The sequence below is a fragment of the Streptosporangium sp. NPDC049078 genome (assembly GCF_040648855.1).
Classification (GTDB): Bacteria; Actinomycetota; Actinomycetes; order Streptosporangiales; family Streptosporangiaceae; genus Streptosporangium.
Map to the genome: position 1 here is coordinate 168,854 of NZ_JBEZEL010000014.1, position 15,125 is coordinate 183,978.

12 protein-coding genes are annotated in these 15,125 nt (G+C 71.2%); 7 read left to right on the forward strand and 5 right to left on the reverse strand.

The genetic code is table 11. The annotated features are described in order from the left end of the window. Positions 1 to 125 precede the first annotated feature (125 nt). The 3 genes from AB0B90_RS24730 to AB0B90_RS24740 all read right to left on the reverse strand — a co-directional run bounded on the left by AB0B90_RS24730 (position 126) and on the right by AB0B90_RS24740 (position 5,210). Entirely contained in the window at positions 126 to 1,046 is a 921-nt protein-coding gene (locus AB0B90_RS24730) for a hypothetical protein (protein WP_350945951.1), read from the reverse strand. Positions 1,047 to 1,201: 155 nt separating this feature from the next. Then, positions 1,202 to 2,872 carry an RNA polymerase sigma factor gene (locus AB0B90_RS24735; protein ID WP_362924998.1) on the reverse strand — a complete coding sequence of 557 codons (1,671 nt, stop codon included), beginning with the start codon at positions 2,870 to 2,872 and terminating at the stop codon, positions 1,202 to 1,204. A 244-nt stretch (positions 2,873 to 3,116) separates the two neighbouring features. Next, positions 3,117 to 5,210 (reverse strand): SpoIIE family protein phosphatase, encoded by a 2,094-nt coding sequence (locus tag AB0B90_RS24740; protein ID WP_362902381.1) that lies wholly within the window; start codon positions 5,208 to 5,210, stop codon positions 3,117 to 3,119. Between the two features lie 545 nt (positions 5,211 to 5,755). On the opposite strand from AB0B90_RS24740, the gene AB0B90_RS24745 reads away from it, so the two are divergent. The 7 genes from AB0B90_RS24745 to AB0B90_RS24775 all read left to right on the forward strand — a co-directional run bounded on the left by AB0B90_RS24745 (position 5,756) and on the right by AB0B90_RS24775 (position 12,089). Next, positions 5,756 to 6,067 (forward strand): hypothetical protein, encoded by a 312-nt coding sequence (locus AB0B90_RS24745; RefSeq protein WP_362925000.1) that lies wholly within the window; start codon positions 5,756 to 5,758, stop codon positions 6,065 to 6,067. Positions 6,068 to 6,270: 203 nt separating this feature from the next. Further along, a complete protein-coding gene (locus tag AB0B90_RS24750) occupies positions 6,271 to 7,782 on the forward strand; it encodes a hypothetical protein (RefSeq protein ID WP_350946110.1) in 1,512 nt (503 codons plus the stop codon). A 7-nt stretch (positions 7,783 to 7,789) separates the two neighbouring features. Next, complete coding sequence (locus tag AB0B90_RS24755; RefSeq protein WP_350945948.1) at positions 7,790 to 8,545, forward strand: 5-oxoprolinase subunit PxpA; 756 nt, start codon at positions 7,790 to 7,792, stop codon at positions 8,543 to 8,545. Continuing rightward, positions 8,542 to 9,168 (forward strand): allophanate hydrolase subunit 1, encoded by a 627-nt coding sequence (locus AB0B90_RS24760; protein ID WP_350945947.1) that lies wholly within the window; start codon positions 8,542 to 8,544, stop codon positions 9,166 to 9,168. Before AB0B90_RS24755 ends, AB0B90_RS24760 begins: the two co-directional genes overlap by 4 nt. Beyond that, a complete protein-coding gene (locus AB0B90_RS24765; protein ID WP_350945946.1) occupies positions 9,165 to 10,160 on the forward strand; it encodes a biotin-dependent carboxyltransferase family protein in 996 nt (331 codons plus the stop codon). Before AB0B90_RS24760 ends, AB0B90_RS24765 begins: the two co-directional genes overlap by 4 nt. Before the next feature lie 145 nt (positions 10,161 to 10,305). Further along, the gene (gene pnuC / locus AB0B90_RS24770) at positions 10,306 to 10,980 is read left to right on the forward strand and encodes a nicotinamide riboside transporter PnuC (RefSeq protein WP_350945945.1); all 675 of its coding nucleotides are present in this window, start codon (positions 10,306 to 10,308) and stop codon (positions 10,978 to 10,980) included. Beyond that, positions 10,977 to 12,089, forward strand: a complete 1,113-nt coding sequence (locus tag AB0B90_RS24775) for an AAA family ATPase (protein WP_362925003.1) — start codon at positions 10,977 to 10,979, stop codon at positions 12,087 to 12,089. Before pnuC ends, AB0B90_RS24775 begins: the two co-directional genes overlap by 4 nt. 69 nt (positions 12,090 to 12,158) lie before the next feature. Here AB0B90_RS24775 and AB0B90_RS24780 read toward each other — a convergent pair whose 3' ends face one another. Further along, positions 12,159 to 13,247 (reverse strand): winged helix DNA-binding domain-containing protein, encoded by a 1,089-nt coding sequence (locus AB0B90_RS24780; RefSeq protein ID WP_350945943.1) that lies wholly within the window; start codon positions 13,245 to 13,247, stop codon positions 12,159 to 12,161. Positions 13,248 to 13,414: 167 nt separating this feature from the next. Next, positions 13,415 to 15,118, reverse strand: a complete 1,704-nt coding sequence (locus AB0B90_RS24785; RefSeq protein ID WP_362925005.1) for an ABC transporter family substrate-binding protein — start codon at positions 15,116 to 15,118, stop codon at positions 13,415 to 13,417. Positions 15,119 to 15,125: the final 7 nt, after the last annotated feature.

Sequence of the window (15,125 nt, forward strand, 5' to 3'; positions counted from 1 at the left end):
CTCCTTTCCCCGGGCCGTGACGAGGACGTGGCGGGCGGGCACCCCGCGCGGGAGGGCACCGGGACGACCAGCCGGTGATCGAGCCGGTGGACGGGCGGGAGCCCCGCGCGGGAGGGGCCCCGGGTTCACGCCGCGACGAGGTGCAGCCGCCCGCAGGCCCGCTGAAACTGCTGGGCGGGATCTCCGAGATAGGACCAGGGCAGTGTGCTCCCCCTGCCTTTCGTCCGCATCAGGTGCCCGCGCGCGGGCCGCCGAAGGTCTGCCAGATAGAAGGCGGCCCCGAACAGGTTGTGCGCCTCGATCGATCGGGGATGGCTGTCATTTCCCAGCCAGCGCCCCGAATGCGAGACGACCTCCCGCAGCGCCCCGTCGGAGAACCAGCCGCCGCGCGACATCGGCGACCGCCCCGCGGCCACCTGCTCGAAGTGGGCCAGCGGCACCAGGGACGCCATCGGATCCCCGTCGGGTGCCCGCGAGACGGCCTGCCTGGCGAACTCCAGCATCTCCTGGGCACTGCCGCCCCAGGCGGGGGACAACGTCATGAGCCGGGCCACGTGGGCCGGGAACAGCGTCGGATAACGCCGAACGGCCTCGTACCAGACCGCGTCCTTCTCCTGACGCGGCCGGTCGAGACCGAGATAGAGCCAAATGATCGATTCCCAGGGCACCGGATCGGACGGCGCGAGCGAGACCGCGGCGAAAAGCGGCATCCTGGCCGACTCCATCGCTCCCTGGAACGCCTGTGTGCGCTGCGCCTGCACGGCCCGCGCCTTGACATCCGGCTTGATCGTCCAGGCTTCCTCGATGCGGGTGCGCCCGAGCCAGAGCCAGAGGTCGGGGTTGGCCCGGTCACGGGCCGCCAACGCCTCTATGGCACGGCTGTGACCGACGGCCGCCTTGGCCAGCGCCTCGATCCTCAGCGCACGGCCCTCCGGATCGCCGCGGGCCGCGCCGATCGCGACCGTACCGGCTTCGAAGATCTTCCGGCGCACCGCGACGACCGCCTCATCGAGCATCGCGTCCGCCCACGGACGATCGACGATCAACCGCAGTCCTCGTGCGCGAACTCTGTCGACTTCGGCCACACCCATGAGGCGGCAGCCTAGGAGGCTGCTTCACATGACGTGCTACCGATCTGTTACGCCCTCGTTAACGACAGGAGGGGCCGCACCATATGGCGCGGCCCCCCTGTCAGGAAGTCTCAGTCGAGGTAGTCGCGCAGGACCTGGGACCGGGACGGGTGGCGGAGCTTGGACATCGTCTTGGACTCGATCTGCCGGATGCGCTCGCGCGTCACCCCGTAGACCTTGCCGATCTCGTCCAGCGTCTTCGGCTGACCGTCGGTCAGGCCGAAGCGCATCGAGACCACGCCCGCCTCGCGCTCGGACAGCGTGTCCAGAACGGAGTGGAGCTGCTCCTGCAGAAGCGTGAAACTGACCGCGTCCGCAGGAACGATGGCCTCGGAGTCCTCGATGAGGTCACCGAACTCGCTGTCTCCCTCCTCACCCAGCGGGGTGTGCAGGGAGATCGGCTCGCGACCGTACTTCTGGACCTCGACGACCTTCTCGGGGGTCATGTCGAGCTCGCGGGCCAGCTCCTCCGGGGTGGGCTCGCGCCCGAGGTCCTGGAGCATCTGCCGCTGGACACGGGCCAGCTTGTTGATCACTTCGACCATGTGGACCGGGATGCGGATGGTCCGCGCCTGGTCGGCCATGGCGCGGGTGATCGCCTGCCGGATCCACCACGTGGCGTAGGTGGAGAACTTGTAGCCCTTGGTGTAGTCGAACTTCTCGACCGCGCGGATCAGGCCCAGGTTGCCCTCCTGGATCAGGTCCAGGAAGAGCATTCCGCGTCCCGTGTAGCGCTTGGCCAGCGAGACCACGAGGCGGAGGTTCGCCTCCAGCAGGTGGTTCTTGGCCCGGCGGCCGTCCTCGGCGATCCACTCCAGCTCGGCGCGGACGTCGACCGGGAGCTTCTCGCCGTCGCTGCCGAGCTGCTCCTCGGCGAACAGACCGGCCTCGATGCGCTTGGCGAGCTCGACCTCCTGCTCGGCGTTGAGCAGGGGGACCTTACCGATCTGCTTGAGGTAGTCCTTGACCGGGTCGGCGGTGGCACCGGCGGCGGCGACCTGAGGCACCGGGGCGTCATCGTCGTCGTCGGTGAGGATGAGGACCTCGTCCTCGTTCACCTCGACGACCTCGACCTTGGGCTCCTCCTCGGTCTCGGTCTCGGCCTCGGCTTCCACCTCGACTTCGACCTCGACCTCGACCTCGGCCACGGCCTCCAGGTCGAAGTCCTCGATCTCGACGTCCTCGAGGTCGATGACCTCGTCGTCGTCACCGGTGACCGGCTTCGGCGCGGACGCTGGAGCCGGGACCGCGGCTGCGGGACCGGCCTTCTTCGGCGGCGGGGCGGGAACCGGCTTCTTGGCGGCCGGGGCGACCTTCTTGGCCGGAGCCGTCTTGGCCGAAGCCGCCTTCACCGGGGCCGCCGGCTTCTTGGCCGCGGCCGCGGCGGGCTCGGAGCCGCTGACGACCGCGGTGACGGTCTCCGGCTGCTCCTTGGCCGCCGCCGCGGTCTTGGTCTTCTTGACGGCGGCGGGCGTGGCCGGGGCGGTGCGGCGTTTGGCGGGAGTGCGGGGCTTCTTGGGAGCCGCGGAGTCCTCGGCGGTCAGCCGTACTGTGATGCCCTCTTTGCTAAGGCTTCGCAGGATTCCAGCGACCTGCGCCATCGGAATGTCCGCTTCCTCGACGGCCTTGCGGACATCCTCGGACTCGAGGAACCCCTGCGAGCGCCCCCGCTCCATCAGCTGCTGAATGACGGGCTCGTTCAGCTCGGATGGCTTCGAGCGAGTCGAACTTGCAGGCGACACGAACACCTCTCGAAGGAAAGCGTGACGAGAATGGACCCAGATGCCCAACCAGGGGCAGTTATGCCTCTAGTTGTGATTAGCGAGGCCGCGCTAACCGCGACGCACCTGTCCAGCATTGTGGCATGACACCGTGATCCATACGGCCGCCTCCTGGCGGTTGCCCTCCACCCTAGGCCGACCAAGAGAGTAGTGCGTACGGAAGCGAGGCACCGATACCCGAAAGCAACCGTTATGACTGTTTCATTCAGTCACTCTTCGTGGCGAGGGGAACGTGGATCGCGAGCACCGTGACGTCGTCATCCTGCTCATATCCGGACAGCATGCGATCGACAAGAAAATCTAGCAACATGTGCGGGCTTCCCACCACTTCGGCGGGCGCTTCGTTCACAACAGAACAAAGATCGGCAAGCCCGGCATCGAGGCCACGCTTGCGATTCTCCACCAGACCGTCCGAATACAGGACAGCGGTGTGGCCCGGCGGGACACAGAACCTGAACTGCCGGCGGCTCGTGGGCCAGCCCAGCGGGGTGCCTGGCTCGCCGTCGCACAGCAGCGGCACGCCCTGCGGGGAGACCAGCAGCGGAGGCGGGTGACCGGCGAGCGCGAGCGTGCCCTCCCCGGTGCCCGGCTCGACGACCATGTAGGCGAGAGTCGTGACCTGCTCCTCCTCCTCGGTGGCCTCGAAGACCCTGTCGAGCCCTGTGAGCACCGCGGCGGGCGGCGGGTTGGTCAGCGCCAGGGCCCGCATGGCGTTGCGGATGCGCCCCATTCCCGCCGCGGCCTTGACGCCCTTGCCCATGACGTCGCCGACCACCGCCGCGACCCGGCCGTCCTGGAGGACGAACGCGTCGTACCAGTCGCCGCCGACCTGCACGTGGCGGCTTCCCGAGCGGAACCGCTGGGCGAGGACCAGGCCCCGGACCACCGGCAGACGGTCGGGCAGCAGGCTGCGCTGGAGCGTCTCCGCCGTGCGGTGCTCGCGCTCGAACAGGGTGGCCCGCTCGACGGCGAGGGCGCACTGACCCGCGAGCGCCTCCAGGAACACCCCGTCCTCCTGGGAGATCTTCTGCGGGCGGGTGAAGGAGAACCTCAGCGCGCCGAGCGCCCGCCCCGCGGCCAGCAGCGGCAGGCCCACCCAGGCCCGCTCGTCGCTGTGGTCGATGAACCCGGTGATCTCCTCGCTGTCGCCACCCGCGTCGACCAGCTGGGCCCTCAGGCTCTCCGGCGACTCGGCGAAGACCGGGCGCCGGCTGTTGACCGCCATGGTCATCACGCTGGAGTGCGAAAGCGGGATCTCCTCGCCGGGCGCGCCGGGGACGTCGGGGATGCCTCCGCTGTTGACCAGCTTCAGCGCGGCCCGGTCGACATCGAGCAGCGCCACGGCCGAGCGGTCGGCCGCCAGGGCCGTACGCCCCACGTCGATGATCACCTGGACCACCTGCTCGACGGTGAGCGCCTCGGCGAGTATCGCCGTGGCGCCCTGCAGGCGCGCGGTCCGCAGAGCCGCGGCGCCGAGCTGGTCGGTCAGGCGGCCGCGCATCTCCTCGGCCTCGCGCTGCGGGGTGACGTCGGTGTTGGCGCCCACCCACTCGACGACCCGGTTGTGCCGAATGATCGGGACGGCGCGCACCTCGAAGTGCCGGTAGCCGCTGGCCCGGGTGCGGACCCGGTAACTCCACTCGAACATGGTCCGGCCGCGCAACGCCTCACGCCACGCCTCCTCGGTGTGCGGGCGGTCGTCGGGGTGGACGGCCTCCAGCCAGCCGTGGGCGAGGTATTCATCGATCCTCTGACCGGTGATGGCCCGCCACTGCGGCGCGTCCTCCTCCACGACGCCGGTGGGCGCGGTGATCCACACGAGCTGGGACTGGGCCTCGACCAGCGAGCGATAGCGCTCCTCGCTGCGCCTGAGCTTCTCCTCGACCTGTCTGCTGTCGGTGATGTCGACGCCGACCAGGCAGATCGCCTGGAGCGTGCCCTTGTCGTCGTGGATCGGGGAGAAGGTCAGCGACCAGTGGTGGGTCGCGCCGTCGGCGGTGCGCACCCGGATCCGCTGGTCGCCCTCGACCTCGGCCCCCGCCACGATGCCGCGGACCGAGCCCTGGATCAGGGCGGTCAGGTCGGCGGAGAGCAGATCACCGGGGAGGCGGCCGACCAGGCGCTCGGCGGGCAGGCCGACCACGTCGGCGAAGACCTCGTCGACACGCTCGAAACGGCCGTCGGGGTCGAAGAACGCGAAGGCGAACGGCGACTGCGACAGCAGGCCCTGCAGCAGGCCGGAGTCTGAGATGTCCACACCCGACTCCCGGGGACGGGGCACGGAGGTTTCGGCGCTCATGGTCGGCACCTCCGTCGCGTGCCAGGGTCTCCCACGAGGCACATCTCCAAACTTGCGAATTGGCGTAGCGCGGCTCCGGGGGACCGGATCCTGGAGTACATCATCGGCGATGGGCAGGTGTGGACGGAAGCCCCGCCCAGGATGCGGTCAGCGCACCCTGGGAACGCCGCCGCTCCGACGACCGGAACCCTCGCGCCGATGCGAGGGGGCTTCCACACGGGCGCCGACCGGGCGGCACCGCGTCTCCGAACGTTTGCGGCCAGGACCATAGCAGGATCGGGCCGGACCGTCCCGGCAACTGCCCACCTCATCTCCGTAGGGCTTGCAGGCGAGATCAGGCTACTGACTCGCCGTCAATTCGGCTCCCTGTTCGGTAACACTCGCTTACTCGACTGTTGCAGGATTCAGTCAAGACACGGGTTCAGCTTTCCATATCACGGCGCCAAGGGTTGACAGTCCCGAGATAAGTTGTGAAATGAAAACGCACGTCCTCGCCGACACATCCGGGGGATGCCCCCGGGAAACTCCGGAGGAATGCGACTTCCATGCCCGTTCTTGCCACCCGCCTCGGCGGGCCTTCCGTGACGACCCTCGCTGCGTCCCCGGCGTCCCCGGCGTCCCCGGCGTCCTCGGCGTCCTCTGTGCCCGAGGCGGCCCTCCACGAGCCGGTCACCTCTCACCTGGCCGCCGAGTTCCCGACGATCTCCCTCGACACCGTCGACAGGTGCGTGGCCGAGGTCCGCGCCTGCGCCGAGCATCTCGGCATCGAGCCGACGGCCGAGATCGTCGAGCGCGTCGCCCGCGAGCATCTGCTCGCCCTTGTCAACTCCGCGCCGCCATCCCGCGGTCCCCGGTAACATCGGGAGCACCCGGCCGTCTTCTACGCACCGTTTGGCCCGGGAATGCGAGAAGGTTGGGACGTGAGCGAGGGAAGCGAGCGGGCCGATCGACGCGGCGGCGCCCGTGATGGGCTGAATCGCCCGACGGGGGAGGCTGCTTGAGCCGGCGACATCGTCGAGACCTCAGGGAGAGCCAGTCCCCCGAGGCGGTCTTCGCCGAGATGTTGCTCGCCGCTCGCGAGCTACTGGCCGTACGCAGCCCGCTGGACGCCGAGCTCATGGTCTCCGACATGATCGGAGCCTGGTGGGGGCGCCGGCTGCGCCGAGGGGACGCCGAGCAGGTCCTCGGCGAGGGCCTGGTCGACTACGCGGCCAAGGCGGGCTCGCCCGCCGCGCTCACCCTGCTGATCGCGCTCGCCTACCTCGGCACGGCCCGCCAGGCCGCCAAGGCCGAGGGCGCCGCGCTGGCGCTCATGGAGCGCGACGTGGCCAGGCCGCGCTGGGCCGACCGGCTGGGCGTGGTCAAGACGACCGGCTGCTTCGTCTCCCGCGACGCGTACGGCGACCAGGACACCGTGGTGTGCACCTTCGGCTACCGAGGCGCCGACAGCGTCGAGGAGCGGCACGCGCTGGTGGTGATCGTCGACTACAACATGCGCGGCATCGCCCGTGACGCCTGGGTCTCCTCGCACGTCGACAAGCTGCTGGAGCAGGCCAGGGCCGAGGCCGAGGGCAACCCGATGCTCAGGTTCGGGGAGATCGAACCTCAGCAGGCCAGGGCGCTGCTCGAATCGGCCATGAAGGCCACCGCCGAGTACGGCCAGCGCAGGACGACCGTGCCGGTCAGCGACAGCTACAGCGCCTACCACGCCTTCGCCAGGTCCCGGATCAAGGCTCTGCCGCCAGGCAGGAAGCGGCCGGCCCCGCTGCACAGCGAGGCCCCCTACAGCCGCGACCGCCGGGCGATGCTGGCGGCCGAGTTCCTCTCCTCGGACGCGGCCGAGCACCTGTCCGACCCCTCGGCGGCCTCCCGGTGCGCCGACCACATCATCGACTACGGCTGCGACCAGGATTTCGGCCGCCCGCTCCGGGTGAGCCCGACCAAGTGCGAGACGTTCCTCCTCGACTGGCTGCCGCGCAAGGTGATGCTCAGCACCACCGAGCAGGAGGCGGTACCGCACGTGCTGGGCGCGTGGGCGCGGTTCGCCGCCGGCAGGACCGGACTGCCCGACGAGGGGCTGCGGGCCACGCTCGACGCGATCTGGGAGGCGACGGGCAAGTTCGCGGAGTCCTACCGCGACCCGACGACCTTCGGGCTCGACCGCGACCTGCTCGACCGGCTGCTGCCGGACGGCGACCTGTCGGCGCTGGCCAGGCGGGTGTTCGCGTTCCCCTTCCTGCAGGGTACGCACGGTGAGATCAAGCTCAGCCTGCTCAACCCCGCCGACGACACCGACCGGCGGATCCTGCTGGGCATCGACCACGCGGGAGAGCTCGACCGGCGCGACTACGACGAGCACCTCGCCTGGCACGAGGAGATCGCCGCCAGGCTCTGGGAGGGCGATCCTCCGCAGCTGTGGGAGGCGGCGCAGCGGCTGCTCGACCTGGGTCACGACCGGCACGACGTGCTGCACGTGCTGATCGAGATCGCCGAGCGCATCGGGGACGACCCCGAGGAACTGGCCATCGCCCTCGATGACATCGCGGACATTCCCGACGAACCTCCGGTGTAGGTGAGCCATGGTGATCGATCTCAACGCCGATCTGGGTGAGAGCTTCGGGATCTGGAGGCTGGGCGACGACGAGGCCCTCCTCGACGTCGTGACCAGCGCCAACATCGCCTGCGGGTTTCACGCGGGCGACCCGTTGAACATCCGGCGCACGTGCGCGGCGGCGGTCGACCGCGGAGTGACGATCGGTGCCCAGGTCTCCTACCGGGACCTGGCCGGGTTCGGCCGCCGCGAGATGGACGTCGATCCCGAGGAGCTCTGCGCCGAGGTGCTCTACCAGCTGGGAGCGGTGGACGGCATCGCGAGGGCGATGGGCGGCCGGGTCTCCTACGTCAAACCGCACGGCGCGCTGTACAACCGGATCTGCCGCGATCCCGAGCAGGCCGGGGCCGTCGTGGCGGCGGTCGCCGACTACGACCGGGATCTGCCCCTGCTCACCCTGCCCGGCTCCGTGGTTCACGAGATCGCCGCCGGGGAGGGGGTCACCACCGTCGTCGAGGCCTTCGCCGACCGCGCGTACACCGGCACGGGAGCGCTGGTCTCCCGCCGCTCCCCCGGCGCGGTGCTGCACGACCCGGGCACGGTCGCGGACCGGGCCGTGCGGATGGCGACCGAGTGGGTGGTCGAGGCGGTGGACGGTTCGCGGGTGCCCGTCGAGGCGCGCTCGATCTGCGTGCACGGCGACACCCCCGGCGCCGTGCTGATGGCCCGTGCCGTGCGCGACGGCCTGGTGGAGGCGGGAGTGACGCTGAGGTCCTTCGCGTGAGCGTCCGGCGGGCCGGGGAGCACGCGCTGCTGGTGGAGACCGGCTCGCTGGAGATCTCCCACCGGCTGGACGCGCTGCTGCGGGCCGACCGGCCCCGAGGGGTGGTCGAGATCGTGCCCGGCCCCGTCACGGTCCTCGTCACCGCGCCGGGGGCCGATCCCGCTCGTCTGCGGGACGAGCTCCTCCGCCTGCTCGCCGCGGTGGCCGCCGCGGACGCCGCGGTGGCCGCGGGCACGCAGGAGGTGACCCTCCCCGTCGTGTACGACGGCGCCGACCTCCACGAGGTCGCCGCGCTGAGCGGCCTCTCCCCGCAGGAGGTGGTCGAGCGGCACACCGGGCGGGAGCTGGTGGTGGGCTGGCTGGGCTTCGCCCCCGGTTTCGCCTACCTCACGGGGCTGGACCCGGCTCTGCACGTCCCCCGGCTGGACACCCCGCGGACCTCGGTGCCCGCCGGGGCGGTGGCCGTCGCCGGCCCCTACTCGGCGGTCTATCCCTCGGCCTCACCCGGTGGCTGGCGGCTGCTCGGCCGCTCGGCGACCGCGGTGTGGGACGTGGCCGCCGACCCGCCCGCCCTGCTCACGCCGGGGACGCGGGTGCGCTTCCTCGCGGTCGGCGAGTCATGATCGAGGTGATCGCGCCCGGCCCTTACGCCACCGTGCAGGACCTCGGCCGTCCGGGGTACGCCCACCTCGGGGTGCCCCGCTCGGGTGCGGCGGACGAGCCGAGCCTGCGACTGGCCAACCGCCTGGTCGGCAACCCGCAGAACGCCGCCGGGATCGAGCTGACCTTCGGCGGGGCCCGGCTTCGCTTCACCACCGGGGCCTGGACCGCCGTCGCCGGCGCCGCCTGCCCACTGGACCTCGTGCGACCGTACGAGACGGCGCCCGGCGGGACGGGCCCGGTCTCTCCGGGCGGAGCTCCTGCGTCCACGGGCCGATCCTCCCCCGCGGGGACGCCCACGAGCGGGATCTCCGCCGGCGAGGCCTCTCCGCAAGGGAGGATCCGGCGAGTGACGGTGCCGCAGGCGATGTGCGCGCCCTTCTGGGTTCCCCCGGGGGGCGAACTGCGCCTGGGGACGCCCAGGGCCGGTCTGCGCACCTACGTCGCCGTCCGGGGCGGCGTCGACGTTCCCATCACGATGGGAAGCCGGTCCGCCGACTCCCTGTCCGGGCTGGGGCCTCCCCCGCTGCGCACCGGGACGATACTGCCCGTGGGGCCGACCGGAGACCTGCCGCCGATCACCGTGGACGCGGCGCCCTCGCCGGAGCTCGGGAGGGGCGTCCTGCGGGTTCTTCCCGGTCCTCGCGACGACTGGTTCGTCCCCGGAGCCCTCGCCACCCTGTGCGCGGGGCCGTACGAGGTCAGCCAGGACAGCAACCGGGTGGGCGTGCGAATGCGCGGCGCCCACCTGGAACGGGCCAGGAGCGGGGAACTGCCGAGTGAGGGCATGGTGGCGGGGGCCGTCCAGGTGCCGCCCGGCGGCCAGCCGATCGTGTTCCTCGCCGACCACCCGCCGACCGGCGGCTACCCGGTCATCGCCGTCCTGACCTCGGCGAGCCTCGCCCGGGCCGCCCAGCTCCGCCCCGGCGACCGGGTACGATTCCGCCGCGACTGACCCGCCCACGGCGGTCCGGCCGGTCACAGGCCGCGGCGAGCGTACGTGTCACCGGAGCGGAGGCGGTCGGGCCTCGTGCGGGGTGCCCCCGTGTGACCGGACCGGGGCGACCGATTATCGTCATCGCGACGATTGAGGAGACCGCATGTCGCTCGCCGAGATACTGGCCCCCCTCCTGCGGCCGGCGTTCACCGTCGCGGGGACCCCGACCAGCTGGGCGGAACTTCTGGGATTCGCCACCGGCGTCCTCACGGTCTGGCTGGTGGTCCGCCGGAACGTCTGGAACTGGCCGATCGGGATCGCCAACGTGACCCTGCTCGGAGCGGTCTTCCTGACCGTCGGGCTCTACGCGGACGCGGCGCTGCAGATCGTCTACATCGCACTGGGTCTGTACGGGTGGTGGCAATGGCTGTACGGCGGGGTGGGGCGGACCCCGCTGGTGATCCGTCGCACGGGACGCGCCGAGTGGGCCGCGCTGGCGGGTTTCGGGGTCGCGGCCACCGCCGGCCTCTCCTTCGCCCTCGCCACCTGGACCGACTCGACCGTACCGGTCTGGGACGCCCTGACGACCGCCCTGTCCCTGGCGGCGACCTACGGGCAGAGCCGGAAGCTGGTCGAGTCGTGGTGGCTGTGGATCGCGGCCGACGTGGTCTACATACCTCTCTACGCCTACAAGGGCCTCCATCTGACAGCCGTCCTGTACGTGGTCTTCCTGGCGCTGTGCGTCGCCGGTCTGCGGGCCTGGCGCGCGGAGCTCGCGTCCCGCTCCGTCCCGGGTGCGCCGAGGACGGGCGTCCCGGGCGGGAGGGCGCGCCGATGAGCGACGGGACCTTCGCCCACGGGCTGGTGATCGGCAAGTTCTATCCGCCGCACGCGGGACACCACCACCTGATCGACACCGCCGCCTCGCGATGCGCCCGGGTGAGCGTCGTGATCGCCGCGTCGACCGTGGAGAGCATCCCGCCGGCACTGCGCGCCGCCTGGCTGCGCGAGGCGCACCCGCAGGCCCACGTGACGATCGCCCCCGTGGTCGACGACGTCGAGATCGACTACGACGACCCGGAGATCTGGTCGGCGCACGTCGAGGTGTTCCGGCACGGTCTCTCCCAGGCGTACGGCCACGTCCCGGAGATCGACGCCGTGTTCTCCTCCGAGGCGTACGGACCCGAGCTGGCCCGCCGGTTCGGCGCCGCCCATGTCGGCGTCGACCCGGACCGGCAACGGTTCCCGGTCAGCGGGAGGATGGTGAGAGACGACCCGGTGTCGTGCTGGGACCGTCTCTCCCCCGCCGTACGCGGCCATCTGGCCCGACGCGTGGTGGTCGTCGGCGCGGAGTCCAGCGGCACGACCACGCTGGCCAGATCGCTGGCCGCCCACTACGCGGCTCGCGGCGGACCGTGGGCGGCGACGCGCTGGGTGCCCGAGTACGGCAGGACGTACTGCGAGGAGAAGCTCGCCCTGGCCCGGCGGCACGCCAAGCTCGGCGGGCTGCCCGAGCCGTGGCTGGACGACCTGGGGTGGGAGTCGGCGGAGTTCGGCGTGATCGCCGAGCGCCAGCTCGCGTGGGAGGACGCCGCAGCCAGGACGGGATCGCCGCTGCTGGTGTGCGACACCGACGCCTTCACCACCTCCCTGTGGCACGAGCGCTATCTCGGCGAGCCCTCCGAGGAGGTCACCGCCGTGCATTGCCGTGCCCGGCACGACCTGTGGATCCACACCTCGGTGCGGGATGTGCCCTTCGAGCAGGACGGCTGGCGCGACGGGGAGGCGATCCGGCACCGGATGGACGCCCGCCTGCGCGAGAGGCTGATCGCGGACAGGCTGCCCCACCTGGTCGTCACCGGCCCGCCCGAGGTCCGGCTGGCGCGGACCGTACGGGCGGTGGACGCCCTGCTGGAGCAGGGCTGGGAGTTCGCGAAACCCCTGTAGGGCTCTACTCCGGGGCGGTCAGACGATGAGCCCGACCTCGCCGGGAGGCGTTCGTCCACCTCCCCGTGGTCAGCGAAGGAGAGCGGAGACCCGTTCGATCTCGGCGGCGAGGGCGGCGGCGGGGACCTCCTCCAGGAGGTCGACGGTGATCTTCCCGTCCTTCGCCTCCCAGACCCCGGCCACCCGGCCCTGGTGGACGACGACCGGGGAGATCCAGCCGGCGGCCCGGCTCACCTTCGACTTCGCCTCGGCGGGCAGGAGGGGCTCCAGGTCGCGGGGCGCTCCCAAGATGTACTGGTCGAAGCCGGGCAGGAGGTGAACCCCGGTCGCGGGCCGGGTCGTGGCCAGGTCGCCGAGGTGCTCGGCGAGCACGACCATCGGCCGGCCCTCCACCTCGATCTCGGCCAGCTCGGGCGTGAGGTCGCGGAACCAGCCGCGCAGCGTCGCCTTGCGGGCGGCTCCCCGGTAGAGCCAGCCGTCGAACGTCTCGGGGGCGCCGGGGCCGTGGGCACCGAGGAAGGAACGGAGCAGGCGCACCCCGGCCTCCTCCGCGGAGGGGAGCACGTCGGGCCAGCCGGGCACCTGGTCGCGAGGGCGGGCGAAGGTCACCCGGCCCCCGCGCGGCGGACCGTGGCAGAGCTCGCCGAGGAAGCTCAGCGGCTTGAGCAGGGCGCCCCAGCCGGAGGTGAGGGCCTCCCTCAGATGTGCGTCGCCGGTGACCTCGATCACGCCGTCGACCAGCTCCTCGCGGGTGAGGACGCGCCCCGCGAGCGCCTTGGGGACGGCGTCGAGGATGGCGGCGACCTCGGCGGCGGTGACGCCGTGACCGCGCTGCCAGGAGCCTTTGTCCCAGTTGCGGAACGAGCCGAGGACCGCTGCGTAGGAGGCGAGCTCGTCGCCGGGGACGAGGTGGAGGGTGCCGCGTGCCGTCCAGGTCTTGACCAGGGTGCGATCTCGCCACAGGGCGCGGTCGATCTCACCGCGATCGGGCCGCGCGCTGCGCACGGCCACCGCCAGCTCGGCCGAGGAGGCCACCTGCGCCTGCACCCCGGTGAGCCTGCGCACGACGGACACCGCGTCGGGTCCGTCCGCCGGATCGACGAACTGCCGCTTCAGCCGCCAGGCGAGCACCTGGGGCCAGGTCACCGAGATAGCCATGACCGACTTCTACACGTCCTCCCCGACAGAACGCGACCCGCCCGTGGTCACGGGAACGGGCGCCGACGCTCCGGCCTTCGTGACTCCGTCGTCCGATCGCCGTACCCGGGCGTCTCCGTCCTGCGGGGCGAGACGGGCGTCGACCGGCCTTCGGGGGGGAACGAGCGTCAACGAACGAAGCCGATGTCCTGATATTTCAGGTCATAGAAGCCTCGGGCCCCGAAGTTGGCGAGATCGCTCTTGACCGCGACGATCTGCGGTCGCTGGTAGAGCGTCACCACGTTGACCGCCTGCCAGATGAGCTTGTCCGCGGTGTTGGTGTCGGCGACGGCCCTCGCGCGGTCGAGGTCGGCGGTCGCCTTGTTCATGGCGGCGTCGATCCGCCGGGACCCGATGCGGCCGAGGTTGGCGTTCCACTGCCTGGTGCCGTCGGGGAGCCTGACGGCGTCGGCGTACTGGCCGTAGGAGCTGGAGACGGGAAAGGGCGTGCCCACGTACGCGAACGCGGTGATGTCGTAATTGCCGGGAATTATGTATTTGGTGAAGTAGTCATCCGTCGGTACCGACTGCAGGGTGACCCCGACCCCGATACGGCCGAGCATGTCCTGGACGAGCTCGGCCTCGGATTTGGCGAGCTGCAGGCCCGACGGCAGGACGAAACGCAGGTTCAGCTCCCTCCCCGCCTTCCTGCGGGTCCGGCCCTCCAGTTTCCAGCCCGCGGCGTCCAGCTCCCTCCCCGCCCTGCCCGGGTCGTACGTGCCGATCTCACCGGCGTTGTCCTGGTATCCCTCCTGGGTGTTCATGAAGAAGTGGTTGTTGAGCAGCACGATCGGCCAGTCGAGGCCCTGGAGGTCCGACTGGGCGATGACCTGACGGTCGATGCCCATCGCGACGGCCCTGCGGACCTTCTGGTCGGACAGCAGGGCACTCTCGCCGTTCATCGTGATGTGCCGGAAGTCGGGGCCCGCCGCCTGCCGCACGACCGCGTCCGGGGTGCTCCTGGCCCGCGCGTAGTCGGGCGCGGACGGGCCGACGTCGAAGGTGTCGAGCTCGCCGTTGCTGAAGGCCCCGACCAGCGCGTCGCTCTCCAGGGATCGGTAGATGATCCGGTCGAGCTTGGCCCGATCACCCCACCAGCGCTCGTCCCGCGCGATCGTGACGGTCTTGGCGGTCGGGTCGAACGCCACGAATTCGAACGGGCCCGCGGTCACCGGGACGCGGTTCAGCCATGCGGTGTTGAACGCCTCGGGGGTGGCGTTCGTGCTCCGGGGATACAGCGGCGCGAACAGCGACTGCCAGTCGCCGAAGGGTTTGGCGAAGGTCACCACGACCTGGTGGTCGTCCCTGCCCCTGTCGACCTTCTCGATGTTCCGGTAACCGGTGGTGCTCGCCACCCGGTAGCCGGCGTCGCGGCCGCTCAAAGCCTGCCACTGGGCGCGGTAGTCCTCCCAGGTGATCGGGGTGCCGTCGGACCACCTGGCACGCGGGTTGAGGGTCAGCGTGACCACCTGCTCCGGCTCGTGCGCGGTGACCCTGCCCTCGGACAGGTAGTCGGTGTTCGGGGAGATCGTCCCCTTGGCGTCAGAGCGGAAGGGGGCGGGCATGAGGGCGTCCATGACCCTCTTGACCGTCGCCAGGTTGCCGTCGATGTGGTTGAGGTTCCAGTTGGACGGATACTCGTTGATCCCCCACCGGAGCACACCCCCGTCCGCGACCCGCTCGCGAGGCACCGGGTTGACGTCGTAGGCCTTGATCACGGAGACCGGCCCGCCCGGCCTCCCCCCTCCCCCGCATCCGGCGAGACCCGGTGCGACGGCCAAGGCCACGGCCAGCGCGGCGGCGAGCGCGCCCACGCGCCGGATTGGTATCACGGTGTTC